Source organism: Halomonas stenophila, from assembly GCF_014192275.1.
GTDB classification, from domain to species: domain Bacteria; phylum Pseudomonadota; class Gammaproteobacteria; order Pseudomonadales; family Halomonadaceae; genus Halomonas; species Halomonas stenophila.
This window is the reverse complement of sequence record NZ_JACHXR010000004.1, coordinates 294,888-319,071: the sequence shown is the minus strand read 5'-3', so window position 1 is coordinate 319,071 and position 24,184 is coordinate 294,888. Positions and strand designations below refer to the sequence as shown.

Here is a 24,184-nt window from a genome sequence, read left to right as displayed (position 1 = left end):
CATTATTAAAGGAATTACTGATATGAAGGATATCGCGAGTCGCTTCTTGCATGCCCTGTCATTGGCGAGCCTGGTCGTGGCCGGTCTGGGCATCGCCGGTGTGGCCGGGGCCGCCGAGGAGGCATTGCCGTCGCTGAGTTATGACCAGACGGGCGAGCGGCTGCTCAAGGTGGCTTCCAACCAGCTTTCCCAGAGCATGAATGGCGGCGAGACCTGGCAAGAGATCCCCTTGCCTGAGGCGGTGAAGGATGGACGGTTGGTAACGGCATCGGTACCGGCAACAGCCGAACAGGCCCTCTATATCGCAGGCCCCTCGATCGGGGTGCAGCGCAGCACCGATCATGGAAAAACCTGGCACGAACTCAACGGTGGCTTGCCTAACCAGGACGTTATCGCTTTCACCGTACACCGTAACCAGCCAGAAACGCTTTATGCGGTGATCGCCGGTGACGGTCTCTACCAGAGCGACGATGCCGGAGGGTCATGGAAGAAAATGGATGGCGGTCCGACGCAGCCCATTCGCCAGCTCATCCACTCCGACATGAAGGGCAGCATGCAGACCGGCTGGCTCTATGCGGTGTCCGATGATGCGGTCCGCCTGTCGATGGACTGCTTCTGCGGCTGGCGACCAACTGGAGAGCTCGATGCGGGCCGGGTCCATGACGTGGCCTACGCTCTCGACGATCCCGAACGCATCTATGTGACCACGGAGCAGGGCCTGTGGCGCAGCGACAATGGCGGTCAGGAATGGCAACGGGTGAAGGGTGATGGCCCGGAGCTCGTTGCGCTCACGCTTGCGCCGGAGGGAACGCTCGATGGCCTGGATCCGGAGGGAGAACTCATGCGCAGCGAAGATCAGGGCCAAGCCTGGACACCCGCCGGTGTGTAACCGCTGGTTCCTCGTCACAACGTGGCTGTCGTTGAGTGCCGCCGGGCAGGCCATGGCGGACGGAGGCCCCTCTTCGCCCGATACCTCTCGGCCGGAAGAGGGGGAAAGGATCTACCGGCAATATTGTGCCAGCTGCCACGGCATCGAGGGCGAGGGCATGCCGAATTGGGAGCGCAAGAATGCCCGGGGCGAATTGCCGGCTCCCCCCCACGGGCCGGAGGGGCATACCTGGAAGCACTCCGATGCCATGCTCTACCGGATCGTCTCCGAGGGATGGCGCGACCCCTGGAACAAGACCGAGCGCCTGACGATGCCGGCCTTCGAGGATCTCCTGACCCCCGCCGAGATTCGCTCCGTGGTGAACTATCTCAAGACGTTATGGACGCCGGAACAACGGCGTCATCAGGCGGAAGAAAGCGAGAGCCGGGGCAGGCCGTGAACCTAGTGCCCGGCCACCGATGCCCCCTCCCGCAGTCTGGTGTCCTCACGCCAAGACGGCTGCACAACCATCAGCTTGAACCCCTCGTCGTACTGGTTGCTCATAGAAACACCCCGAAGGTTGGATGGTGTGTCCAACTTTCGGGGTGCAGTTCAGCCGTGGGGTTTTCACTTACAGCTTAAAGCTTATGGCTTACAGCCGGCGCGCAGCGCCTCAGGCGTCGATGCGCTTGTACTTCATGCGATGCGGGGTGTCGTCGCCCACCCGCTTCTTGTGGTCCGCCTCGTACTCCGTGTAGTTGCCCTCGAAGAACTCGACGTGCGACTCGCCCTCGAAGGCGAGGATATGGGTGGCGATGCGGTCGAGGAACCAGCGGTCGTGGGAGATCACCAGGGCGCAGCCGGGGAAGGCCAGCAGGGCCTCCTCCAGGGCGCGCAGGGTTTCGATGTCCAGGTCGTTGGACGGCTCGTCGAGCAGCAGCACGTTGGCGCCCTGCTTGAGGGTCTGGGCCAGCTGCAGGCGGCCACGCTCGCCGCCGGAGAGGTCCGAGAGGCGCTTCTGCTGGTCGTTGCCCTTGAAGTTGAAGCGACCCACGTAGGCCCGCGACGACACCTCGTAGCCGTTGATGTTGAGGATGTCCTGGCCGTCGGAGACCGCTTCCCAGACCGTCTGCTTGTCGTCCAGGGCGTCGCGGAGCTGCTCGACGTAGGCGATGTCGACGGTCTCGCCCTTGATCACCTCGCCGGCATCGGGCTGCTCGGTGCCGTTGATCAGCTTGAACAGCGTCGACTTGCCGGCGCCGTTGCCGCCGACGATGCCGACGATGGCCCCCGGCGGCACGGTGAAGCTGAGGTCCTCGTAGAGCAACTTGTCATCGAAGCGCTTGGACACGCCGTGGAACTCGATGACCTTGTCGCCCAGGCGCGGACCGGGCGGGATGTAGATCTCGTTGGTCTCGTTGCGCTTCTGGAAGTCGCCTGACTGCATCTCCTCGAAGCGATTGAGACGCGCCTTGCTCTTGGCCTGGCGGCCCTTGGCGTTGCTGCGCACCCACTCCAGCTCGTGCTTGATGGCCTTCTGGCGCGAGGCCTCCTGCTTGGCCTCCCGTTCCAGGCGCTTCTCCTTGGCCTCGAGCCACTGGGAGTAGTTGCCCTCGAAGGGGATGCCCTCGCCGCGGTCGAGCTCGAGGATCCAGCCGGCCACGTTGTCGAGGAAGTAGCGGTCGTGGGTGATGGCCACCACGGTGCCGTTGTAGTCGTGCAGGAAGCGCTCCAGCCAGGCCACGGACTCGGCGTCCAGGTGGTTGGTGGGCTCGTCCAGCAGCAGCATGTCGGGGCTGGAGAGCAGCAGGCGGCACAGTGCCACGCGGCGGCGCTCGCCCCCGGAGAGGTTGCCCACCTGGGCCTCCCAGGGCGGCAGGCGCAGGGCGTCGGCGGCGACCTCCAGCTTGCGCTCCAGGTTGTGGGCGTCGGCGGCCTCGATGATGTTCTCCAGGCGCGCCTGCTCGGCGGCCAGGGCGTCGAAGTCGGCGTCCGGCTCGGCATAGGCGGCATAGACGCCGTCGAGCTTCTCCTGGGCCTCCTTGATGGCGCCCAGCGCCTCCTCCACGGTGTCGCGGACGTTCTTGGCGTCGTCGAGCTCGGGTTCCTGGGGCAGGTAGCCGACATTGATGTCGGGCATCGGGCGGGCCTCGCCCTCGAATTCGGTGTCCACCCCGGCCATGATCCGCAGCAGGGTCGACTTGCCGGCGCCGTTGAGGCCCAGCACGCCGATCTTGGCACCCGGGAAGAAGGACAGCGAGATGTCCTTGAGGATCTGCTTCTTGGGGGGCACGACCTTGCCCACCCGATTCATGGTGTAGACGTAAGAGCCTGTTTGCCCGTGTTTGTCGCCTTTTGCCATCTTAATAACACCTATAGGCTTGTGAATTCATGACTTTAGAAGGTTTTTTGAGCGCGTGGCGCAAAATGGAAAAGTTATTTTTTGATTGGCCACCCTATTATTCTTTACTATACTGAGAAAAGTCAAGTTTTGGGTGGGGTGGTCATGGGTTGCAAAGTCGTAGAAATAACGTGCAACGGCGCTAGGAGAAAGGTGCTGGTGCAAGAGTATATGCCCGTTTACTATCCGAATATTTATGTGACTCTTGAGCAGTCGAGTCGGGCATTAAACACACAGCAAAAATATTTAGAGCATATCGGGTTGCTTGAAGACTTCTTAGAGTATGAGTCAATTGATCTGATAAAGCGCTTAGAAGATCGCCCTAAGTCACGCTATTTAACTGATAGTGAAGTTTCACGATTCGTTGCGGATGCTGCATTAAATAAAAAAACTCTGGATAAAAAGTACGCGGACTTGCGTCTTTTGCCAGCGGGCTATGAAACGGTAGGTAGAACCCATGCACAGCAACGTCTTGAAGCTGTGCGTGACTACCTCAAGTTTCTGTATGACAAGCTAGGTGACGAAGCGACACGAGATGCAGCCGCTGATGATGTTGAGCGACGTTTCAATCGAAAAATAAAGGCCGCTAAGCCTGCCTGGAAGAAGAGAAAAAACGAAGAGATGAAAGGGCTGAGTAATCAGGAGCGTGATCGCTTGTTAGAGGTCATGCATCCTGAAAATTCCAAGAGTCCCTTCGCAAATAAATCGCTGAGGCTTCGTAATTATATTATCCTTCTCCTTGGGCTTGAGTCGGGGTTGCGTCGCTCCGAAATGCTTCTGATTAAGCTCAGCGATATTCATTGGCACAGCGGTAAACTTTCAGTTATCAACCTTGAGGATGAGGGAATCGACCCGCGTGCTCTGGCACCACAATTCAAAACCCACGAACGCATGTTGCAAATGAGTGATGACCTTATCTGGGCGCTACAGGAGTATGTAGACACTCACCGTGTCATGACGAAGGGGCCGTCTGAAGCGAAAAAGCATCCTTTTTTGCTCGTATCTCATAGACGAAATGAAGGTAAACCTTTAAGTATCAAAGCGTTGGATGGCGTTTTCCCCCGAGTCGGAAAGGTGGCGCCTGAGCTGGCTCATATTCATCCCCATATTCTGAGGCATGACTCGGTCTACACGATGCTTGAAAGCATGCGTGAAGAGCTTGAAAAGCTCACGCCAGAGGATCGTACAACTCAAGTTCAAAAAGTCTTAACTTGGATGTTTGGGTGGAGTCCTGAATCGAACATGCCGGGCCTCTATGGCGCAAAGTTCTGGAAGGAAGAAGCAGATAAAGCAATAAAAAAACGCTCTGATAGATTCAAGGCGGTTAGGAAGAGTGTTGAGGCTGAAATTTTCAAGGGATGCGCAGAATGAATATAGCAGCTTCCGCACTTAAAGCACCGACGGAGGACACTCTCGATGCTTGGCTGAATACACCTCGACTTTCCAAGTGCGGCGAGTTTTTCACTCCTTCTGAACCGATGTGGCGACCTGATAAGACAGTAAGAGCTATCAATTGGCAAGCCGCACTCGCTTGTGTTCCGTCTGAGTGGCGACGCTGGTTACACGCCGCCTTGGCCTACCGCATGGCGGAGGTCACACAGGCATCTATTAGATCAGCTGTTTCAATTCTTTCGCGCGCGGTGCAGGTAGGGCTAGATCCGCTCAATGAGTATCACCTGATCGATTTGCGCGAGCGTTTCTGTATGAGCGATTTTTCCACCCTGGCTAGTTTTATGAAATTTTGGCAAGAATGTGAATCGCTTGAACAGCGACCATCGCAAGCCTTGATTGATGCTTATGACACACTACCCAGGAGGAAGCGGCCCCAAATCGATGTCATCTTGCGCTTAGATCCTGAACAGGGGCCGTTCACGCAAGTAGAGCAAGACGCCCTACATCAGTGGGCGCATGATCAGTTCTGTCACGGCAATTTAGATCCTGAGCGCTACCTCTATTTGCGTCTGTTGATGATCTACGGGCAGCGTGGTACGCAACTACGGATGATGGTCTTTAACGACTTTATCAAAACCGAACGGGGCTATCAGGTTAGAATCTTCTGGGCGAAGCAGAAAGATAATGATGCGGGATGGAGAGCAAAGTCCGAGATCTTTAACTTAGATGAAGATCTTTACAATTTTGTGCAGGCCTATCGGTCGATTGTCCTCGCTCGACTTGAGAAGGAATATCCTGGTCGAGCCGATTGGGATAAAGCGATTGAGCATGTGCCACTATTTTGTCGCAAGCTAGAAAAGAGAGGAGGAGATTTAAAGCTGACCCCCGTCATAGTTGACGAGCCTGATCAAAATGCGTTGGAGCAGGCACCGCAGGCGAAGTTTCATGCTGCCTCTGGAGTTGTATGGTCTTGGCTGTTTCAAATGGAGAGCATGCCTGACTTTCCCATTTCTTCGCGTACTCATCAGCCTCTGAAAATCAGCAGTGGTCATCGCTTCAGGCATACACTTGGCACCGATCTTTCGAATGCAGGGCTGGATGAGTGGTCAATTGCCAGCGCATTGATGCATTCTAATACACGGACTGTCCGTAAATACCGAGCGGTATCGGCTGAGTTGATGAAGCTGATTGACGAGAAGATGAGTGATCATCTCGCACTTGTCGTAAGAGCTTTTACGGGCACCATCGTGACGGACCGAGTTTCGGCCAAAAATGGAGATCGTATAGACCGCCAGATTGAGGATTTGGCCGTCTGCGGTGCCGATACAGTTTGCCACCTGGACGCCCCATTCACTTGTTACGGATGCAGTAAATTTCAGCCACTCTTGGACGCGGATCACAGAGCAGCACTTGAGCGGCTGGAGCGTCGCCGTGCACAAACCATCGCCACCGATAAAACTACGGGTGTGCTCTGGGATCGTGCAATTCTGGCGTGTCGCAAGGTAATTCTCGATTGCAACGCGCTGCGAGAATCAGGCAAGTTAGGCGGAAGTGACGCATGAGTAATATCATCGATTTTAAACCCCAGAGCTACCTTAAGGCCGCCGCGCAACTGGATGCCTTTATCGCGTGGGCGAAAGCCACTTTGCCCAAGGGCGTTCGTAATGAACGAGTTTATGCGGGGATTCGATGGGATATGGATTCGTGGCATAAGTCGGGAGTTTACGGTTGTGCCTTCTCTGCCTATGGATCACCCAGATATGCGAAGGCGAAAGACAAAAAGTATATGCAGCCGCCGTTCATAGATTTCGTCAAGGCTCTAGTTGTTTATTATAGAGTTTTTCTAGGAAAGCAGTCGGTGAAGGGGTACCTCTACGCTGCCAAGGCGCTTGAGCTTGCACTGGTCGAATTGTCTGGAACTCGGGACGTGACAAGACTGTCGGCTGCTATCTGCAATAGAGCCTGTGAACATTTCAAAACAAAACATCCTGACTACGTTGCATACCAGCTTGGCAAAAATCTCGAACGGATAGTCAAGTTGATGAGGGCGAAAGGGTTGCTTGCCACTCCCTTTCGATGGTCTTCGCCGCTGCGAATTAAGTCCTCAGGTACGCTGAAGGAACAGAGGGAAAATCACGACAAAAAATTGCCGAGCCGTGAAGCCATTATAGCCTTGGGGGAGTTGTTTAATAACGATCTGGCCAGTCCGCTGGACATTATAACTACATCAGCGTGTGTCCTCCTGCTCAGCCAGCCTAGTCGCGTCGGTGAGTTGGCCGATATTGAGCGTGATTTTGTGGTGTTTAAAGAGGGTGCTAATGGCGGCCAGCGTATGTTCCTACGATGGTACGCTGAGAAGGGTTTTGGAGCGACGGTTAAGCCAGTTGTGACCGGCATGGAGCCTTCAGTGGAACGTGTCATTGAGCTGGTGGCTCCGATCACTGATGAGGCGCGCCAGTATGCAGCATGGCTCGAAGATCATCCCGATGAATATCCGTCGCATGAAGGTGTGCCCCTGAAAGGCCAAGATGAACCGCTATCGTATGATGAAGCCTGTGCTGCGCTTAAGTTGCAGAGTGGTCGGCTGGTTTCACCGCGACATATTTTTAAGTATAGATTACTCGACTCTTTAGCAAAAAATAAGGCTCTAAGTCCAGACGCGCAGGCAGTGCTTGACGAGATAAGGGCAGGATGGGATGCCAGTAATGGGAAAAAATTTTATGTGAATGGAAGACTGAGTCACTATGTATTTAACGATAAAGCAGTCATTACGTTGCGTAAACTCAATGTGCTAATGCGCGAAAAGTATCTGCCTAAAGGCTTTCCGTACACCACATCTGCCGGGGAAGGTAAAAATCGTGTAAAGTACCGTGACGCGTTATTTACGGTGCGAACGGGTAGCCTGCCTAATGAGACAAAGAGTGGAGCCAAAATGGCCCATGACTTAGGAGTGGAGATCGCCACCAATCCTTTCCGATTGAGGAAGCAACTAGGAGAAACTAATAATTATCAGAATATTTTTGAGCGACATGGGTATGGTAAGCTCAATGTAAATACGCATGCTTTCCGTCACGAGCTGAATACTGAGATGCACCGAGCGGGCCTTTCACAACTGTTGATTGATGCGTTTTCTGGACGCACTAGTATGGGCTCGGTCTACAATCATGAGACCGTCGAGGAGCGTACCCAAAGGGTTGCGCACTATCACCCCAAAACCAAGCACAGCAATGCGGCTCAGCGGCTGGAGAAGGTCAAAACAAACCAACCTTTGAGTCTCAGTGATGTGAGAGACCTCCATAAGGGTGATCAGGACCTAGTCATCCATCAGACACACGTTGGGATCTGTGTGCACAACTTTGCCTCCGAACCCTGCCCGAAAATGGGGGCCTGCTTGACATGCGGGAAGCTGGGTTGTGTGAAGGGTGATGATGTGAAGCTCGCAAATCTCAAAGAAGAGCGCGCAGACCTTAAGCGCCGCTATGACAAAGCGCTTGATGCCAAGTCTCGCGATATCTTTGGGGCCTCGGAATGGATCAAAAAAGTGGGTATGGATCTCTATAAGTGTAACGCGCTGATCCGAACCCTGGAGAATCCCGAACTCGAAAACGGCGACATCGTGTGGAACGTCGATAATGGTTGGACACTGACAAACAATGCCACAGTAATGGCAGGGCTGATGGACGCCAACGTCATCGAAGCGAAAAATGAGCAGTTGCCGTCGTTGGATGAGTTGTCAGCAATCTTAGACGATATTGAGGTGTAACTGTGGGGCATTTAACTAAGAAAGATGAAGCCAATATCATCAAGCTGATTGAAGAGTGGTCTGGGCCCAAGCTGACTTGGCCTCTTCTGGTTGAGGCCTGCAAAGCCAAGCTCAATATTAGTCGTGCTCGCCAGTCTTTGATGAAGCTGCCAGCAGTAGATATGGCAATGAAGGATCGCAAAGCTGCGCTTAAAGCATCAACTTCGAAGCCGGGCTGGGTTAAGGATATTCAGCAAGCAAATGAGCGTATTGAAAAGCTGACTGAAGCTAATCAGCAGCTCAAAATGGTTAATAAGAAGCTTCTTGAGCGCTTCATTGTTTGGCAGGCCAATGCGGATATGCATGGCGTATCTCAAGCGATGTTGGATCGACCGTTGGTTCAGTTCAGGAAGTAGCTTGGAAGGCGCTTTGGCGACTTGCTTACTTGTAAGCCTAGGAGTATCGGGTGCGGGCTTTCTGGCTCTTCATTGGCGTTGACTAACTTGCCATGTGATAATCTTATTCTATGCATGAGTTTAACGAGTTTTCCGCCATTGGATGGGGAAGATAAATCTCCATAGATTCAGGCAATTTTTCTACGAGCCAAAGCCTTATGAATACTAACACCCATGACTTCCACTACGACTCCGACCTCATCGGCGGCTCGCTGATGGTCCGCGAGAGCCGCATCGTCGCGAGCTGCTGCTGACCGGCGTCGATGACGCGGCCTGGAAGGCGGCCATCATCGACGAGAATCGTCTCCAGAAAGCGCGGCCTCATGGCCCTGGCTATCCGCAAGCGGCTTGAGCGGCTGCCTGTGCCGTTCTGGGAGGTGCTGAGTGAGGGGGATGACCAGCTGGCTACCCAGGTGGCGTTCTGCGCGGCGCTGGCCCGCAACCTGCTCTTGGTGGAATTCCTGGAGACGGTGGTGGCCGATGCCGTCGTGACCCAGGCCGAGCGCCTTGAGCCCTACCAGTGGAATGATTTTCTTGCCGACCGTGCCCATCGTGATCCCGCCATTACCGGGTGGACGGCCTCCTCTAGACGAAAGATGGGCCAGGTGGTCTTTCGCATGCTATGCGAAGTAGGCTTAATGACTGACAGTCGTAACCGAAAGTTACGGCCGCTCCTGCTACGGCCGGAGGTGGACGCTCTGCTGGAACGCCACCGCCTGATACGACTGCAGGACTGCCTGAGTGCCCTGGGGCCGCGTTGAACGCCATGGACCCGGGGTGGCGGTAGCGTGCCTGAACGCACGACGTCGCACCCACAGGCGTGGCACGTAGTATGACCATAACGAGAAGAACGACACCGGACGCAAGGATGAGAGCCGTATGTCACCGCTCACGCCGGGGCCGTCCCACCGCGAAGATTCTCACCTGAAGGATCGCCTCAACCAGATTGCCGAGAAGATCACCAGCCCGGCCTTCCTCTCCGGTCAGGGCCTGAGCAACGAGATCGGCTTCTGGATCTTCGACTATCCCCCCGAGCACGAACTGCAGGTTCGCGAGTACCTCACCTTCGTGGAAGGGGTACTGTCCCGTCAGCACAGTGAGCTGACGGTCGACCACGTTAACCTGCTGCGCGACTATCTCCATGAGCGTGGCTTTCTCGACAAGGCCATCACCCGCGACGGCCACACCCTGCAGGTGGATATCTACCGCCTGGAGGAAGAGGACGATTGGCTACTTGAAGTTGTCAACAAGGGTGGCACCTCCCATGTGTGGGACGACCGCTTCGCCACCGACCAGGCCGCCATGGACGCGGTGCATGAGGCGATCGACGAGGAAGGCATCGCTGCCTTTCTGGACTGATGCAGGTACCCGTAAGGAAGCAACGGTAGTCCGCGTTGGCCATGGGCTACCCTGATAGCCAAACCATCCGCTGGGTAGCTTCCCCATGACACAGCCCTCACACCCCCCTTCAGACCCGCTAGCCCGGATTTTTGCCTACCGGACCATAGACCTACGTGATCGCTTTCCTCAGCCCCTGGAGAGCTTCCGCGAGGCGCTGGAATGCCTGCAGAGCGACCGTTCCTACATGGCTGCCATGAGCGGCGAGATCATCGCATACCTGCGCGGTGGTTACGCCCTGACCATCCCGGACGAGTTCTTCATCTGCCGCAGCGGCGAGATCGACGCCACCCTCGTACCACCTGAAGAAAATGACACGGTGTGCGCGAAGGTTGAGGTGTGGCTGCGAGAAATGCTCACGCGACCTGATGTAGACACCACCAAGGGTGTTCCCGCGGAAGAGCGGCCTTACTCCCTCGATCAGCTACTGGCACAGTGCGATCCTCAGGCTCCAATCCCTGATGAGCTAAATGCCTGGCAGGACATGCCCGATGTTGGACGCGAAATCCTGGAGGCGCCTACTGAGACAGATATCTGGCAAGCCGCTGAGCGGTTGTTTGAAAGTCAAGAAGGCGCCAAACGCTGGATGACGAGCCCAGAGATTTCTCTCCAAGGTCGTACACCGGTAGATGTTATGGTTGAAGATCCTCAGCTAGTTTACGACCTGATTATGCGACTGGAGCATGGGGTTTATACCTGAAGTTAAGTCCGCTAACGACCCAAAGCCAACATGCCGGAAAATGCAGTAGGCTCTTTCATCCTTGTTATGCAGCAGGCACGATGATTGGTGTTATGTGGCGCGATCTGCTCCCAATGGAGGTGTAATTAGATGGCAAAGATTCGAAAAACTATGAGTCATCCTGATGGCTCGTCTGGATTTCCATGGTTCGAGATCAGGGGCAATAAAATTTATCCAACCATGTCTCATCCAAGTGGGTCGAGTGGTTTCCCTTGGTATCAGATCAAAGGCGATAAGATCTATCCTGCAATGAGCCACCCTGATGGTTTCTCTGGCTTTCCGCACTACCAGATAAGGGGGAATAAGATTTATTGCACATCTAGCCACCCCGAAGGAAGCTCTGGCTTTCCTTGGTATGAAATTGTCTGATACACATAACAAGGTAAGGCAGCGGACGTTCCGCCGCTGCTCGCAGCGTTGAGGCTGTAGCAAAAGTCCATGCACTTCAGAAGAGCGATCTCGTACGCGAAATCTGACCAAACTGGTATGGATTTTACGAGAGAGCACGAAAATCAGTGCAAACATTGATTCAATCCGAGGCTTTTGAAAGGTTCTTACCTTTTTCTACAGCCTCGTTAGGAAGTGCAAGGAGGGTGCATGACTGGAGAGCTTGACAATTTAGCATTTCGCTTTTTCAAGCTTTTCGCACAGTACGAACATGCATTGAAAGCGATGAAATACGCTCGTACTGGAGCAGGTGGTCAAGTTGAGCCTGAATGGGACAGGTTCTCCAATGGTGTCAGCATGTGTCATTATTGATCTCTTTGTATTGTACCTTATACACTACTTCTTGTCGCGTCGGATTTTAGGCTCCCAACTATGGCAGATCGAAAACATATACCTACAGAAACGAAACTGCGCCTGTTTTCGAAGGCTGCGGGTCATTGCCAACGCCCCGAGTGCCTCCAGCCTCTTTTCCCAGCTGAAATGGGCGGAGATAAGCATTTAGCCGAAATGGCCCATGTGATTCCGCACGGAGAAACGGGGCCGCGCCACGAACAAAGGCCCGCCGGAGAGTTCGAAGCTGACTCCTTTGAAAACCTTATTTTGTTGTGCCCAACCTGCCATAGGATTATCGACAAGGATCCCGATAGCTATAGCCGGGGCACATTGCTAGGTTGGAAAAGTAACCATTTCGCTACCTTGGCACAAAAGCAAGGAATTTGTGCCTATGATGAGCGCAGCCAAGTTAGAGACGCCGTGGTCGCCGCCATGGCCGAAAACAAGGCTGTATGGAAAGAGTTCGCGCCCTCCGGTGGGTCGAGCTTCGAATACGATCCGGAATCTGAATCGGCTAAAACGTGGGAGCAGAGAATGCGAAGTGTCATTCTGCCTAACCATTTCCGCATCCAAGCCATCATCAAGGCAAACCTGCATCACATGACGGAAGCTGAGCGACAGACATTCGCTCGATACCAAGAACATGTGCGAGGTCTATCAGAACGTCACGTTTGTGGTGTCGCAGGCGGTGCTATCCGCTATCCCGCAGATATGGATGGAGTATTCGCATGAACTGGCAGGTGAACTATGCACTAAAAAACATTTTGGCAACTCACGGAGCAGCGTCGGCGCAGCATGTCAGCGATGACGCTATCAGGATCACTATGCCTGATCGTCCAGACGTAGTTGGTGTTATCTCGGCCGCCTACACGATCAACGACGAATTAGCGATGCAATGCCACGCGTATTATCCCGACATGGACTTCCTATGCGGATATCGGAAGGAGTGTGTCTGGGAAGGCGGGGCGATCAGATATTTAGAAAGCAAGACAATAGGCTGGGGAAGCGCCGGCACACTCAATTCCGCCATTTACAAAGGCAACGTAAAGACTGCTGCCCATAAGGACTACTTCTTCTCGTACCGGCTCATCAGGCAAATGAGATCCATTACGGACCTCGATAGAGAGTTTGATCGCGTCTTTACTATGACGCTCGCCAGTGGGCGCACCTTTCGGGTAGGCATGGTTATGGAGTACGAGCCGACAGCTGATTCCATTCGCTCCTTCTGGGATCGTTTCGGCCCCATCGATATTGCCTGGAACATCAATCCTAATGGGCATCCCACTCAGAATGCCATCGAGGCAGGACGGGGCCTTGAATGCGAGGTAATGAAATGGGACGAGTTAAAGGTGCTGTTGCGGAACCGTTAATGACGGCAGGTGAAGTCGCGGGATACTTGATTAAATCCTGCGAGTCTTTGCGGGAATTCGAATCCTTCATGTTTGGATCTTCGCTGTTCGGTGTAGGCAGCGATTTCGACATTTTGATCGTTGGTCCGTCTGGCGAGCCTCTGTCCCGACTGAAAAGGGAATTGAGACTTGCAGGAAAGGAGCTACCGCTCGACGTTCTATATATGCTGCCGGCGGAGGCGGAGGAGACGGGATTTGTCACGAGAGAAAGATGCATAACTCTCGCGCAACTGGCCTACTCCGAAAATAGCTGGCATCTGCCATAGAGCTTCCTTGCAGTGAACTGCTCGTTGAACATGCCAGAACCTAAGTGGTCAACACACATTCATCTGTGTGCTGGCAACACCGACTGTTTCTTAAAAACTACAGTTTTTCTCGAGATATTGAGACCATCACGGCAAGTTGGTTATATAATCGTCATTCGTTTGGATTAGGCTGGTTTCTGCCTTTCGCCAACGTCAGCGTTTGGCCGGATGAGGAATGTTAGTCTATGCTGATGTGCAGCTTGCGACCCAAAGCGGCCCTCCCGGCAAACGCGGCACGCTCGTTCAGCCGTGTTATGCAGCCGGTACGATGATCGATGTTATGCTGCCGAGCTATTATACTTGGTTTGTTTAAATTTCAAGGGGATAGATCGTGAATGGAATGCGGTGTAACCCGAATGAACGTGCCAGCGCGTTCAAGTCAATAAACGAGCCGGTAGTCTAAAATACCTGTTATGTGTACAAGAGGTGCGGATGAGCGAGAATATGGAGCCATTCATTCTCTTTAGAGAAAAGGCGAGGAAGCTCCTGGAAAGCACATTTGCGAAAGAGATGGCTAAACCGACAGGTCTCGACATTAGTTGGACTGAAAACGGACAGGTTGCTGTTCATCGAGGGCCTGACCAGGAGGCTATTGATGCATATCTGCTGACCTTTAGATTCTTCATTCAGGGAAACGAGAGTATATCCTTCAGAAATATGGAAAAGAGCTTCCGTCATGGGATTAATGACGATGATCTCTTTGAGAAGTTTAAAGAAGCAAAAGGTGCGCTTAATGAGTTTTTGGACGGCGACTCACATTTCAATGTTAATGGTATGGTTAGCCGCCGCCAGCTAATGGACGTTTTTATATATGGTGATCTAAGCCATGCGAATCGACAAGGCAAAAGAGAGCACTATAAGTCGTGGATGAATAATGAGTTTATGGCCGAGCTAATGAGAAACGAATTCAAAGACATAATTGGGAAGACACTAATTGTGATTGCGCATGTAGACAAGCTTTGTAAAGAGGCGATTGAAAGGTATGGCAACACATAACAAGCGGCGGCAGGCGGATCAAATTTCCGCTCGTTCCTCGCTCCAATTTGCCCGCTGCGCCGAGCGCTTTAGCTTTCACCGGTTGCTCGAATGACTATCAATTTTGATAAAATTTTAGAGAAAGGCTTAAAGGGCGTTCGGAGATCATATGTCTTTATGGGGCTGGGTGTTAATTCAGCTGAAGATGATCAGCTCTGCAACTACCAGCTTACACCAGTAACTAATTTGAAATTATTGCAGGATGGGCTAGACAAAAGCACGGTTGAAAATTTCAAAGAAAATTACAAAGAGTGGGTCCTTAATACTGCTTTTAGGGATGCCCTTGAGGCATTTCATATTTTTGTCGAAGAGCTATTCGTTTGTCTAATTGTCTTAAAAAAGAAGGCTCCGTCATTGGAAGTGGTAAAAAAAGATATCGAGAGATTTGAAAAATTGCCGTTCCCTTCAAAGATGGAGCATTTAAGAAAACAGTTTTCTGTTGAGCCGGAATATATTAATCATATAAAATCAATTAACAAAACCCGAAACTGTTTGGCTCATAGAGGGTGGGTGGTATCGACAAACGACTACAATAATAAACCAAAATCAGCTTTGGTTCTTTCGTGGCGGGGAATGAATATGGTCCTAACCGATAAGGATGGGGAAAGGAAATGTCACATGTCTGAATTGGTTGGTGTTGTCACGAAACATGAAACTCAAGTCGGCCTTAGGTTCACTGATCGAAGCAAAGAGTTTACTTCTGGGCAAGTGATTACGCTGGAACCAAAAGAACTGGCTGAAATCCTTTGGTATTGGACTATGGAGATGAAGAAGCTTGTGGAGCTATCAATAGAGTATGCAAAAAATAGTGGGGGCAAAATTGTTGAGTCTAAAAGCTAACAAAGCTGTCATAGGGACATTTTTTGCTACGTTCCGTTTTTGGCTGGCTTCGCCACTTTACCCAAAAAACTCCACTACACAAAAAATGCCCCATACAGCGGCGTTATGCGTAAGGAAGAATCATGTTTGAAGAATTTTTAAGCAATGGAAGTTTGGCTGCTGTGTTGTTAATGGTCTATACCGGTAATGTGATGATGGAGGCTTTGCGGAGAGATCGGCTTGATCCCCGCGGTATAAATAGCCCATTGATAATAAAGCATCCTGTGTCGGCTTTGTTTATGTTCGCTTCGATACCTTGCGCTATCTGGCCGGCAATATACATCGGCTTATATTCGGGCTGGGTGGCAGGCGTCATCTCATGGTTTGTCTTACAAATTGTAGGTGCTATCGCTACTATCGTGTTAGGTATGCGTGGGCCTGCATTGGGCTTTCACTCCTGGATTCATAGAATAACCGCAGCATGTATCGTGTTTCCTACCGGATATTATTTAAGTGTATCTTCTTTACTCGCATAATAAGGCGCTCAAGCAAGGACGCGTTATCGCGCGCCGCTTAGCTTGGCGTTATATCAGGACGGTCTGAAGGGCCGCTTCTGGCCGGATGAGGAACCTTCGGCTATGCTGATTGAGCAACTACAGCAGCTGTCGACGCGAAGCCGAGATGCCGGCAACTGCAGCAGGCACGATGATCGGTTTTATAGTGCCGAGTATACTCAATGTTTCCGAATTTAAAAGTGTTAGAAAGAGTGTAGAATACAGTATAACATCGTTGAACGTGCATGCGCGTTCATCCAATATCAGACCATGCGGTCTAATATCTGTTGGATCACAGGGCCATGCGAATAGGGGCCCCAACCGGCGGACGAGGCTGCACCTCTTCCTCACCTCATTGCTGGACCGGCCAAATGAATGATGCGCAATGGTTTGATGACGCCTTCTCACGAGATCTCCCCATGCTCCGGGCCCAGGGCGAAGGTCAGGAGATGGAATTCAAGAGAGAGTTTCCCCAACAAGCAAGCGACCTTGCCAAGGAAATTGCGGCTTTCGCAACATCAAATACTGGGACGATATTGCTGGGGGTGGAGGACAATGGTGACTTGGTTGGCCTTGCAGGAGTGGGCAACGCTGAGGAAAGAGATACGCTTTTGAGGCGTTTGGAAGGGATATGTAGCGGATCAATAAAGCCCGCAGTCACTCCACGAGTGACGTGGGCAATGGAGAATGACTGCGTCGTACTGGCCATTACCGTATCTAAGGGCAGTGAGCCAATCTATTACTCTCAAGGAAAACCATATCTACGCCACATAACTACCTCTAGACCGGCAGAGCCGCATGAAGTCGTCGCACTAATCTGCGACTACCTGAGCCATCGCTTGGGGCCAAGCGCAGAGAATGATGACGAGGAGACGTCATTTTTCTCCGAACTGAGTGCGATTCTGAACCGTATCCTTGTGTGGGCAGAAACACCAGCAGAGCAACGTATGCTCAATCCATGGCTAGAGGAGTGGCGTTCCGACTACGAAGCTGAAGCGAGACATCTTAGGGAACTAGCTGCCACTGATATCGCTGTTCGTAAGGGGATCGATGAACGTATACATGATGTGGCTCGCGCTCTCGATGAGGTCGCATCGTTTCGGCTGACCTTGGGATGTGGCGACAAGCTCGAAAGTAAGGCAAGCCATGCAAGAGATATGACATTTTCATTAAAGACCGAAACGGTTGATCATATTCCTCTTAGCGAGGAATCGTTGCGTTTGGTGAGAAATGCTATTAGAGAGGCATCAAGGAAAGTCGCGGCGCTGGCGGAACGCGCACAGGAAATGGCGGACTCTGGGAGAATCGAGGAGCTACAGTCAGAAGTCGGATCTGTCGGCAACCAATTGATGCAATTATCGTTTTACGATCTCGACACAATTGGTCCTGACGCTGCACACAGCGTCAGGGAAATTGGGCTGGCGATGCGCCTTCTTGAGGTCGCGCGTATATACATGGATGGAGGCAAATCGATTCAACGCATCGTTGACGAAGTAGGCGACTGTTCGCGCCGTCTTGAGGAGCTTGTAGAACGAATCGGGAATGGACCTACATAGGATCAGGAAGTTCCAAGAATAACGTTACATCGACTTTCGCTAAAAGACCGCTTCTGGCCGTTAGCTGGCGTACAAAACTGGTCGTTTTCTTAACAGCCGTCGCTCTCCAGTCTTGGTCGCCGTGGGGTGGGTTTTCTCTAAAGAAGTTGCGTAAACATTTCTACGTGCAAAAAAAGCACCTTACGTTCCCACAAGGGAAGACCAGGCGGGAATCCGAGGTGGGAGATGACAGAGGCCATATTCGGGTGGCCACCCCGGCCTTGCACAGAGCAGTACCAGGCGAGAATCCGTGGTGGGAGATGACGGCGGCCATATTCGGGTGGCCGCCCCGGCCTTACACAGGGCAGTACCACGCGGGAATCCGGGGTGGGAGATGACAGCGGCCATATTCGGGTGGCCACCCCAGCCTTGCACAGGGCATTTCAACGCGGGAATCCGGGGTGGGAGATGACAGCGGCCATATTCGGGTTGTCGCCCCGGCCTTGCACAGGGCAGTACCAGGCGGGAATCCGGGTGGGAGATGACAGCGGCCATATTCGGGTCGCCGCTCCGGCCTGGCACAGGGTAGTCCCAGACGGGAATCCGGGGTGGGAGATGACAGCGGCCATATTCGGGTGTCCACTGAGGTACCAGGCGATAATCGACTGGCTGGGAGCCGATGAGTCACCCTCTCACTGGTATGCGATGCCGCTGCTCGTTGTGGGTCCTTCGCCATGTCGATTCCCGCGGTCCTGGCGTCGGCTTGCTACAAGTGATTCTTACGGGTAATCCGTCAGCATTGGTCGAGAAGCTGTGCAATGCATTGACGAATAAGGATTATCATGCCCTATCGGAAATCCGATAATTGCCGCTAATTGATGCTTCGCATTAGCCACCTGACGTCCACTTCAACTCCTCGAGGAGAGGAGAGCCTGGTGCCCGGCGCCGTCCCGCTCTCACCCGTTGCTGCCTCGGCGTGCCTCCAATCCCGGATGCCATCCGCCGCGCCGGCGCCTACATGCCAGTCATGTCGAGCCCAAGCTGCTTTGCTATCGTGTGGGTGATGCACGGCCAGGAGGGCGAGGCATGCGGAATCCCAGGCAGAAGTGGAAGGCCTATCAGCTGCACGAGTGGGGCTGGTCGCTGGAGGAGATTGCCACGGCCTTCCGGGTGAAGCCAGACACGGCGGCGAGCTGGATCGACCACGGTCAGGAGGCATACCGCGAACTCCACCCCTGGCACGAGGGGCTGCCCACCCGGTTGGCGAACTACCTCAAGGCCATGGGGCTGCATTCCCGCGAGGAAGTCCAGCACGCTTTCCAGCGTGGGCAACTCTATGCGGGTGTCGAGAACGGGTTGGGGGAGATGAGGTACCGGGAGATCATCGACTGGTTGGGAGCCGATGAGTCACCCTCGCACTGGCAAGCGCCGCCGCCGCTAGTGCTCGACCTGTCACCGCGGGCGCACCAGGTGCTTCGCTACCTGGCCCGGCGCCGCGGCGTATCGCGGGATGACATCATCGAGCGCCTATTGCTGGAGGCTGCCGGCGACCCGGAAGACTGATCAACTGGACACCGCGGCCAGCCACGCCTTGCCCTCCGGACGCCCTTCACAGAACGAGCGATACACCGTCCCCAAAGGAAACACCAGGTGATCATCGACTTTCGTGGGGGCATCACATCGGCAGAACATGATGGTCTTGGCACCATCTCGAGCATAGGCGTTGAGTCTGCCGAGTTTTCCGTTCTTGGCGGTCGCTTCCAGCGTGTGGTAGGTGACTTGGGCAACCACCGGCTGGCCGGTAGTCGAGAGGCCGAAGATGTCGACATCCGGCATGGTGCGGCCGATGGGTGCGAGTGTGGACTGCAGCACCGGCAGCCCGGCAGCCCGGCCTCGGCGGCGGCCGCTGTCCGCAGAAACTCCATGCACATCACTTCCTGGAGATCGGGAGTCAGGCTGCCCACGCCTCCTCCTGAGGGCTTTCCTTCGAGAAGGGTTTGCACGCGCTCGCCGATCTTGCGCCATCGGCGAATCGTTCCCTGTCGAGGCTGAACCGTCGACAGCGGCAGGCTCTCTGTGGCGGAGAGATTGATCACCTTGTCGAGCCGAATCACCTTGAGCACAGCTTCCCGGCCCTGGAGACCGTGCATCCTCCCCCACGTTCCTCGCAGTAGTTGGACCTGACTGCCGGGCCGGACGACGCCAAGCTTGGCGCCAGGCATGCCACGGTAGGTCGAGTAGACATAGCCGCCCTCATTCCCGAGGGTCTTCAGGATGGACAGGCTGCTCCGGCCACTGCTGACGTAGTCCTCTGGTTCGAGGCTGGCGTTATCCTCTTCGTGCAGGCGGCCATGGCGGTCGTGAGGGTAATGGATTCCGGCATACTGCTCGTCCCACATATGCTTGAGCATTGCCTGGTCGATATCGAGTTCAGAGCTGTGGCGGATGAAATAGGTCTTCATGTGTTCCCCTGCGCGGCACAACGGAGTTCCCTGGTCCGCTAATCATGGCACATGTATGTTTCGCTTATATACTAACCGGCCTTGGGAGGTCGATTGTGTAGTCGAAGAGGAGAGACGGCATGTGCGGACGCTTCGCCCTGTTCAGCCGGCCGCCGGCCGTGTCACGGTGGCTCGGCTTGCCTGAACCCGATGCGGCCTGGCAGCCCCGCTACAACATTTCCCCCGGCACTTGGATCGCCGGCATCCGCCGCGCAGAGCCCGACGCCGAGCCGCGTTTCGACCGTCTGTGGTGGGGCTACCGGCCCCACTGGGCGGGGCAGACCGGCCCGGAGCCGATCAACGCCCGCGCCGAGCGGCTGGATGAGTCGAAGTATTTCCGCGGCGCCTTCCACAAACACCGCTGTCTGATCCCCGCCGACGGCTGGTACGAGTGGCGACCGGGGGAGGGCGGCAAGCAGCCGTATTTCCTCTGTCGCGAGGACCGGCAGCCGCTGTTCCTGGGCGCGATCTGGGAGCCCTATATGGATGAGACGGCCTGCTGCGCGATCATCACCGAGCCCGCTCGAGGCATCGCCAGCGACATCCACGACCGCATGCCCCTAGTGCTGGATGACGACAGCCTCGCCGCCTGGCTCGACCCGACGTTGACCGAGCGCGAGGCCATCCGCTCGGTGGTGCACCATCTCGACGCCGGGGTGCTCACCGCCTGGCCGGTGTCGACCCGCGTGAACCGTGTCGCCCACGAGGATGCCGATCTCGTCGAGCCCGTGACCCTCTAGCGCAACGGCTGCCTCTTGGCATGCCCGACACGAGAGACAACCTGCCCGCGTCTCACTCGGGCGTCTCGATATCAGCGATTGCCCACTCGCCCGGGCCGAATCGATTGATCTTCCCCGATGCGATCGCCACCATGGCGACTTTTGCGTGGAGGCAGGATGCGCATTCGATGGCTCGTGACGGTGGTCGCCATGACCCCGCTGGCCGCCCCGGCCGATGTCCTCATCGGCAGCTGGAACATCGAGCATTTGGGGTGGAACAACGACAAGGCCTTCCCCGAGGTGGCGCACGTCGCCAATCACTTCGATCTCCTGGCGATCCAGGAACTGATGGACACCTCGGCTCTGGCACGCCTGGAGTCGACCCTTGAGGAGGTGTCCGGCGAGGCGTGGTCGTCGATGGCCAGCCAGGAGCTGGGCAGGAGTTCCTACACCGAGCACTACGGCTTCCTGTGGCGCGAGAGCGAGGTGGCCTACGCGGACGGCGCGGTGGTCTTCCTCGACCACGGCGATGTCTTCAGCCGTGAGCCCTACTCAGCTCGCTTCCGCGACCGCGACACCGACCAGGTCTTCACCGCCGCCACCGTCCATGTGGTCTACGGCGACAGTGTCGGCGACCGCCTGCCTGAGATCGATGCCCTGGCCGACTACTGGGACTGGCTGGGCGAGACCTTCCCGGACACACCGCGCCTGCTGATGGGCGACTTCAACCTGGCGCCGGATCATGACGGTTGGGCGCCGCTGCGTGAACGCGGCGCCCAGCCGGCGATCACCGCGGGACGCACGACCCTAGCCACTACTATCGGCGAGTACGCCAACCTCTACGACAATCTGTGGTACGACGCCGAGCGCCTGAGCCCCAGCGGCCACGGCATCCTGCCCTTCCCGGATCTGCTGCCGCTGGACCATGACACGGCCCGCGAGCGCATCTCGGACCATGTCCCGGTGTACCTCGGTCTCGGCGGGGCCGATCTGACGCCGATCCGCGCTGCGGCCGGCCGCCAGGCGACGAGGGAGAGCCCGCGCTGCATCAGCCTCAACGACAGCGTCGCCACCACCCTGGAGCGACTGCCGCATGTGGGGCCAGCGCGAGCCGACGCCATCATCGCCGGTCGCCCCTGGGATGCCCCCGACGACCTCACGGCCATCCGCGGCATCGGTGGCGAGCGACTCGCTGACATCCGCGGCAGCGGCTTGCTCTGCGGCGAATAAGACGCGGCGGAGCCTCGGACGAGACGATGTCCCATAGCCGCCGTCGTCGATCGCGCACGGCAGGCGGCGCCGGCGAGCCTCACGCGATCAAGAACTGGTGGGTATGGTCCCCTGAGCCGCGCATGCCAGGCGTGAGAGGCGGGCTGATGTCATCGGCCCACCGGCCATCGATCGGGGGGGCTTTTTTGGCTTGCAGGATGTGTTCTCGGCTCGGATACTGTATGCATGTATAGTATCTGCAGGAGCACATGGCATGTCGTTGACCCTGGACACTCCCCCCGGCGTGCTCGGCCATGCCGCCTCCAGCGCCGGCGGCAGCACCCAGCCGCTGCTCGGCAGCCGCGTCAGGGCGGGCTTCCCCAGCCCCGCCGATGATCACCTCGACACCGACATCGACCTGCACGCCCATGTGGTCAAGCGCCCGGCGGCGACCTTCTTCGTGCGGGCCGAGGGCGATTCCATGCGCGGCGACGGCATCCACCACGGCGACCTGCTGGTGGTTGACCGCAGCCTCGAGCCGTGTCCGGGCCGGGTAGTGATCATCGCCCTGGATGGCGAACTGACCGTCAAGCGCCTCGAGCGAGTGGGACAGCGCTACTATCTGGTCGCGGCCAACCCCAGCTTCCGGCCGATCCCGCTGGAGGGCCGAGAGGCCCAAGTCTGGGGCGTGGTCACATACGTCGTCCACGCGCTGCCGGGCGCGCCGGCATGATCGCCCTGGTCGACTGCAACAACTTCTACGTCAGCTGCGAGCGGGTGTTCGACCCCCGGCTCGAAGGTCGACCGGTCGGCGTACTCTCCAACAATGACGGCTGTATCGTCGCCCGCAGCAACGAGCTCAAGAGCCTGGGTGTCGAAATGGGCGCGGCCATGCACCTGCTGCCACCGCACATCCGTCGTCAGGCCGTGCTGCTGTCCAGCAATTACGCGCTGTATGGCGACATGAGCCGGCGGGTGACGCTGTCGCTCGGCGAGTTCTCGCCGCATGTCGAGGTCTATTCCATCGACGAGAGCTTCGTCGGCTTCCAGGGCTTCGATCCGGCCACGCTGGAGGCACGCGGCCAACGCCTGCGCGAGACGGTGAAGCAGTGGACGGGGATCCCGGTGTCGGTGGGCCTCGCGCCGACCCGGGTGCTCGCCAAGGTGGCCAACCGGGCGGCCAAGAAGATTCCCGCCTACGAGGGCGTGTGCCTGCTGGACGCCGACGGGGTCGCCACACGGTCGCTGCTTCGCGAACTGCCCGTGACCGAGCTGTGGGGCGTGGCCCGGCGCACCGGCGAGCGCCTGGCCCTGATGGGCATCGAAACCGCCTGGCAACTGCGTGAGGCCGACCCCAAGCGGATCCGCCGCGCCTTCTCGGTAGTTCCGGAGCGCATCGTCTGGGAGCTGCGCGGCCACCCCGCCGTCACGCTCGGCGACATGGCCGCGCCGAAGCAGCAGATCATGGTCTCGCGCTCCTTCGGGCGTCTGACCGGCGATCCCGCAGATCTGCACGAAGCCGTTCGGCAGCACGCCGCCCGCGCCGGGGAGAAGCTGCGCCGCCAGGGCAGCGTGACCAGCGCGGTGATGGTGTTCGTGCACACCAATCCCTTCCAGCCGAGCCAGCCCCAGTACCGCAACAGCGTCGTGGTGCCCCTGGCGCGGCCCTGCGACGACACCCGCGACATTGCTCATGCCGCCGCTCGCGGCCTCGAGGCCATCTTCCTCGAGGGCTACCGCTACCAGAAGGCCGGCGTGATGCTGCTCGACCTCACCGCCGACGGCCACCGCCAGCTTTCACTGGACGAGACCCCACAGACTGAGGCCGAGCGCATCCGCCGTCAGCGGTTGATGGGCACCATCGACAAACTGAATCGTGAGCTGGGGAGGGACAAGGTTAGGCTAGGTGTACCTAGGCAAGACAATGCCTGGCGGCTACGGTGTGAAAGGAGGACACCGAGGTACACGACGCGGTGGAGCGAGCTGGTCAGGGTGAAATCGTGAGGCACCAAAGTTCCATCGGAACATCGTATGTGTTCCGCATGCGAAAAGGCTTGGGATGAAGGTATCGGTCTACCAATACACAAGCTGCACTTTCATCGGCAAGGCCTATGGATCCAAGAGCTCTCGGCGATGCCTGAAGATGGTAGCTCTAGATCGCTCGTGGGCTATTCGAAGTGTCTCACGCACTTTCTCGCTTGGGGCGAAGCCCCTTCCTACAATGCTAGCGGTGCCCAGCGTCACATATTCCCCTGTGCGCTTCCGGCTGCGTAGTACTTTGTGGGGTGGCTCTTTGAGGTGAGTTTTTTCCATCTTCATGGTG

Annotated in this window: 24 protein-coding genes; 22 read left to right on the top strand and 2 right to left on the bottom strand. The window is 56.0% G+C overall.

Annotated features, from left to right (window positions below):
* Window positions 1-22: 22 nt before the first annotated feature.
* Together FHR97_RS09945 and FHR97_RS09940 are read left to right on the top strand one after the other, a co-directional pair.
* Window positions 23-889 (top strand): WD40/YVTN/BNR-like repeat-containing protein, encoded by an 867-nt coding sequence (locus FHR97_RS09945; RefSeq protein ID WP_183383634.1) that lies wholly within the window; start codon window positions 23-25, stop codon window positions 887-889.
* Entirely contained in the window at window positions 816-1,328 is a 513-nt protein-coding gene (locus FHR97_RS09940; RefSeq protein ID WP_221187753.1) for a c-type cytochrome, read from the top strand. Before FHR97_RS09945 ends, FHR97_RS09940 begins: the two co-directional genes overlap by 74 nt.
* Before the next feature lie 213 nt (window positions 1,329-1,541).
* On the opposite strand, the gene ettA is transcribed toward FHR97_RS09940, so the two are convergent.
* Window positions 1,542-3,230 carry an energy-dependent translational throttle protein EttA gene (gene ettA, locus FHR97_RS09935; protein ID WP_183383632.1) on the bottom strand — a complete coding sequence of 563 codons (1,689 nt, stop codon included), beginning with the start codon at window positions 3,228-3,230 and terminating at the stop codon, window positions 1,542-1,544.
* Between the two features lie 192 nt (window positions 3,231-3,422).
* Between ettA and FHR97_RS09930 the strand changes: the two genes are divergently transcribed.
* The 16 genes from FHR97_RS09930 (at window position 3,423) to FHR97_RS09855 (ending at window position 18,995) form a co-directional block, all read left to right on the top strand.
* A complete protein-coding gene (locus FHR97_RS09930) occupies window positions 3,423-4,640 on the top strand; it encodes a tyrosine-type recombinase/integrase (protein ID WP_343065584.1) in 1,218 nt (405 codons plus the stop codon).
* Window positions 4,637-6,223: a tyrosine-type recombinase/integrase gene (locus FHR97_RS09925; RefSeq protein WP_183383630.1), complete on the top strand. Its 1,587-nt coding sequence runs from the start codon at window positions 4,637-4,639 to the stop codon at window positions 6,221-6,223. Before FHR97_RS09930 ends, FHR97_RS09925 begins: the two co-directional genes overlap by 4 nt.
* Window positions 6,220-8,424 carry a hypothetical protein gene (locus FHR97_RS09920; RefSeq protein ID WP_183383629.1) on the top strand — a complete coding sequence of 735 codons (2,205 nt, stop codon included), beginning with the start codon at window positions 6,220-6,222 and terminating at the stop codon, window positions 8,422-8,424. Before FHR97_RS09925 ends, FHR97_RS09920 begins: the two co-directional genes overlap by 4 nt.
* Window positions 8,425-8,426: 2 nt before the next feature.
* Window positions 8,427-8,819 (top strand): hypothetical protein, encoded by a 393-nt coding sequence (locus FHR97_RS09915; protein ID WP_183383628.1) that lies wholly within the window; start codon window positions 8,427-8,429, stop codon window positions 8,817-8,819.
* A gap of 362 nt (window positions 8,820-9,181) precedes the next feature.
* Complete coding sequence (locus FHR97_RS09910; protein WP_246403896.1) at window positions 9,182-9,619, top strand: BrxA family protein; 438 nt, start codon at window positions 9,182-9,184, stop codon at window positions 9,617-9,619.
* Between the two features lie 118 nt (window positions 9,620-9,737).
* The gene (locus FHR97_RS20310; RefSeq protein WP_246403894.1) at window positions 9,738-10,217 is read left to right on the top strand and encodes a hypothetical protein; all 480 of its coding nucleotides are present in this window, start codon (window positions 9,738-9,740) and stop codon (window positions 10,215-10,217) included.
* Between the two features lie 85 nt (window positions 10,218-10,302).
* Window positions 10,303-10,956, top strand: coding sequence for an antitoxin Xre/MbcA/ParS toxin-binding domain-containing protein (locus FHR97_RS09900; RefSeq protein ID WP_183383627.1), 654 nt, complete (start codon window positions 10,303-10,305; stop codon window positions 10,954-10,956).
* A 129-nt stretch (window positions 10,957-11,085) separates the two neighbouring features.
* Window positions 11,086-11,364 (top strand): hypothetical protein, encoded by a 279-nt coding sequence (locus FHR97_RS09895; RefSeq protein WP_183383626.1) that lies wholly within the window; start codon window positions 11,086-11,088, stop codon window positions 11,362-11,364.
* A 228-nt stretch (window positions 11,365-11,592) separates the two neighbouring features.
* On the top strand, window positions 11,593-11,754 hold the full coding sequence (locus FHR97_RS09890) for a hypothetical protein (protein WP_183383625.1): 162 nt from the start codon (window positions 11,593-11,595) through the stop codon (window positions 11,752-11,754).
* Window positions 11,755-11,814: 60 nt separating this feature from the next.
* Window positions 11,815-12,507, top strand: coding sequence for an HNH endonuclease (locus FHR97_RS09885; protein WP_183383624.1), 693 nt, complete (start codon window positions 11,815-11,817; stop codon window positions 12,505-12,507).
* Window positions 12,504-13,145 carry a hypothetical protein gene (locus tag FHR97_RS09880; protein WP_183383623.1) on the top strand — a complete coding sequence of 214 codons (642 nt, stop codon included), beginning with the start codon at window positions 12,504-12,506 and terminating at the stop codon, window positions 13,143-13,145. The genes FHR97_RS09885 and FHR97_RS09880 overlap by 4 nt, the downstream gene beginning before the upstream one ends.
* Window positions 13,146-13,921: 776 nt before the next feature.
* Window positions 13,922-14,485: a hypothetical protein gene (locus tag FHR97_RS09875; RefSeq protein WP_183383622.1), complete on the top strand. Its 564-nt coding sequence runs from the start codon at window positions 13,922-13,924 to the stop codon at window positions 14,483-14,485.
* Window positions 14,486-14,575: 90 nt separating this feature from the next.
* Window positions 14,576-15,364, top strand: coding sequence for a hypothetical protein (locus FHR97_RS09870; RefSeq protein WP_183383621.1), 789 nt, complete (start codon window positions 14,576-14,578; stop codon window positions 15,362-15,364).
* Between the two features lie 122 nt (window positions 15,365-15,486).
* Entirely contained in the window at window positions 15,487-15,879 is a 393-nt protein-coding gene (locus tag FHR97_RS09865) for a hypothetical protein (protein ID WP_183383620.1), read from the top strand.
* 389 nt (window positions 15,880-16,268) lie between these two features.
* Window positions 16,269-17,453, top strand: coding sequence for an AlbA family DNA-binding domain-containing protein (locus FHR97_RS09860; RefSeq protein ID WP_183383619.1), 1,185 nt, complete (start codon window positions 16,269-16,271; stop codon window positions 17,451-17,453).
* Window positions 17,454-18,518: 1,065 nt separating this feature from the next.
* The gene (locus FHR97_RS09855; protein WP_183383618.1) at window positions 18,519-18,995 is read left to right on the top strand and encodes a helix-turn-helix domain-containing protein; all 477 of its coding nucleotides are present in this window, start codon (window positions 18,519-18,521) and stop codon (window positions 18,993-18,995) included.
* Here the strand turns inward: FHR97_RS09855 and FHR97_RS09850 are convergent, their stop codons facing one another.
* On the bottom strand, window positions 18,996-19,304 hold the full coding sequence (locus FHR97_RS09850) for a hypothetical protein (RefSeq protein ID WP_183383617.1): 309 nt from the start codon (window positions 19,302-19,304) through the stop codon (window positions 18,996-18,998).
* 709 nt (window positions 19,305-20,013) lie between these two features.
* Between FHR97_RS09850 and FHR97_RS09845 the strand changes: the two genes are divergently transcribed.
* From FHR97_RS09845 to FHR97_RS09830, 4 genes are all read left to right on the top strand, one after another.
* Window positions 20,014-20,673 carry an SOS response-associated peptidase gene (locus FHR97_RS09845; RefSeq protein WP_183383616.1) on the top strand — a complete coding sequence of 220 codons (660 nt, stop codon included), beginning with the start codon at window positions 20,014-20,016 and terminating at the stop codon, window positions 20,671-20,673.
* 156 nt (window positions 20,674-20,829) lie between these two features.
* Complete coding sequence (locus tag FHR97_RS09840; protein ID WP_183383615.1) at window positions 20,830-21,882, top strand: endonuclease/exonuclease/phosphatase family protein; 1,053 nt, start codon at window positions 20,830-20,832, stop codon at window positions 21,880-21,882.
* Between the two features lie 253 nt (window positions 21,883-22,135).
* Window positions 22,136-22,594 carry a LexA family protein gene (locus tag FHR97_RS09835; protein WP_183383614.1) on the top strand — a complete coding sequence of 153 codons (459 nt, stop codon included), beginning with the start codon at window positions 22,136-22,138 and terminating at the stop codon, window positions 22,592-22,594.
* On the top strand, window positions 22,591-23,865 hold the full coding sequence (locus FHR97_RS09830) for a Y-family DNA polymerase (RefSeq protein WP_183383613.1): 1,275 nt from the start codon (window positions 22,591-22,593) through the stop codon (window positions 23,863-23,865). The genes FHR97_RS09835 and FHR97_RS09830 overlap by 4 nt, the downstream gene beginning before the upstream one ends.
* Window positions 23,866-24,184: the final 319 nt, after the last annotated feature.

What these genes read in the sequence shown, in the direction of transcription:
- FHR97_RS09945 (WP_183383634.1), top strand. Translation starts at nt 23, where the DNA reads ATGAAGGATATCGCGAGTCGCTTCTTGCATGCCCTGTCATTGGCGAGC.
- FHR97_RS09940 (WP_221187753.1), top strand. Translation starts at nt 816, where the DNA reads ATGGCCTGGATCCGGAGGGAGAACTCATGCGCAGCGAAGATCAGGGCC.
- ettA (WP_183383632.1), bottom strand. Translation starts at nt 3,230, where the DNA reads ATGGCAAAAGGCGACAAACACGGGCAAACAGGCTCTTACGTCTACACC.
- FHR97_RS09925 (WP_183383630.1), top strand. Translation starts at nt 4,637, where the DNA reads ATGAATATAGCAGCTTCCGCACTTAAAGCACCGACGGAGGACACTCTC.
- FHR97_RS09920 (WP_183383629.1), top strand. Translation starts at nt 6,220, where the DNA reads ATGAGTAATATCATCGATTTTAAACCCCAGAGCTACCTTAAGGCCGCC.
- FHR97_RS09910 (WP_246403896.1), top strand. Translation starts at nt 9,182, where the DNA reads ATGGCCCTGGCTATCCGCAAGCGGCTTGAGCGGCTGCCTGTGCCGTTC.
- FHR97_RS20310 (WP_246403894.1), top strand. Translation starts at nt 9,738, where the DNA reads ATGTCACCGCTCACGCCGGGGCCGTCCCACCGCGAAGATTCTCACCTG.
- FHR97_RS09900 (WP_183383627.1), top strand. Translation starts at nt 10,303, where the DNA reads ATGACACAGCCCTCACACCCCCCTTCAGACCCGCTAGCCCGGATTTTT.
- FHR97_RS09895 (WP_183383626.1), top strand. Translation starts at nt 11,086, where the DNA reads ATGGCAAAGATTCGAAAAACTATGAGTCATCCTGATGGCTCGTCTGGA.
- FHR97_RS09890 (WP_183383625.1), top strand. Translation starts at nt 11,593, where the DNA reads ATGACTGGAGAGCTTGACAATTTAGCATTTCGCTTTTTCAAGCTTTTC.
- FHR97_RS09885 (WP_183383624.1), top strand. Translation starts at nt 11,815, where the DNA reads ATGGCAGATCGAAAACATATACCTACAGAAACGAAACTGCGCCTGTTT.
- FHR97_RS09880 (WP_183383623.1), top strand. Translation starts at nt 12,504, where the DNA reads ATGAACTGGCAGGTGAACTATGCACTAAAAAACATTTTGGCAACTCAC.
- FHR97_RS09875 (WP_183383622.1), top strand. Translation starts at nt 13,922, where the DNA reads ATGAGCGAGAATATGGAGCCATTCATTCTCTTTAGAGAAAAGGCGAGG.
- FHR97_RS09870 (WP_183383621.1), top strand. Translation starts at nt 14,576, where the DNA reads ATGACTATCAATTTTGATAAAATTTTAGAGAAAGGCTTAAAGGGCGTT.
- FHR97_RS09865 (WP_183383620.1), top strand. Translation starts at nt 15,487, where the DNA reads ATGTTTGAAGAATTTTTAAGCAATGGAAGTTTGGCTGCTGTGTTGTTA.
- FHR97_RS09860 (WP_183383619.1), top strand. Translation starts at nt 16,269, where the DNA reads ATGAATGATGCGCAATGGTTTGATGACGCCTTCTCACGAGATCTCCCC.
- FHR97_RS09855 (WP_183383618.1), top strand. Translation starts at nt 18,519, where the DNA reads ATGCGGAATCCCAGGCAGAAGTGGAAGGCCTATCAGCTGCACGAGTGG.
- FHR97_RS09845 (WP_183383616.1), top strand. Translation starts at nt 20,014, where the DNA reads ATGTGCGGACGCTTCGCCCTGTTCAGCCGGCCGCCGGCCGTGTCACGG.
- FHR97_RS09840 (WP_183383615.1), top strand. Translation starts at nt 20,830, where the DNA reads ATGCGCATTCGATGGCTCGTGACGGTGGTCGCCATGACCCCGCTGGCC.
- FHR97_RS09835 (WP_183383614.1), top strand. Translation starts at nt 22,136, where the DNA reads ATGTCGTTGACCCTGGACACTCCCCCCGGCGTGCTCGGCCATGCCGCC.
- FHR97_RS09830 (WP_183383613.1), top strand. Translation starts at nt 22,591, where the DNA reads ATGATCGCCCTGGTCGACTGCAACAACTTCTACGTCAGCTGCGAGCGG.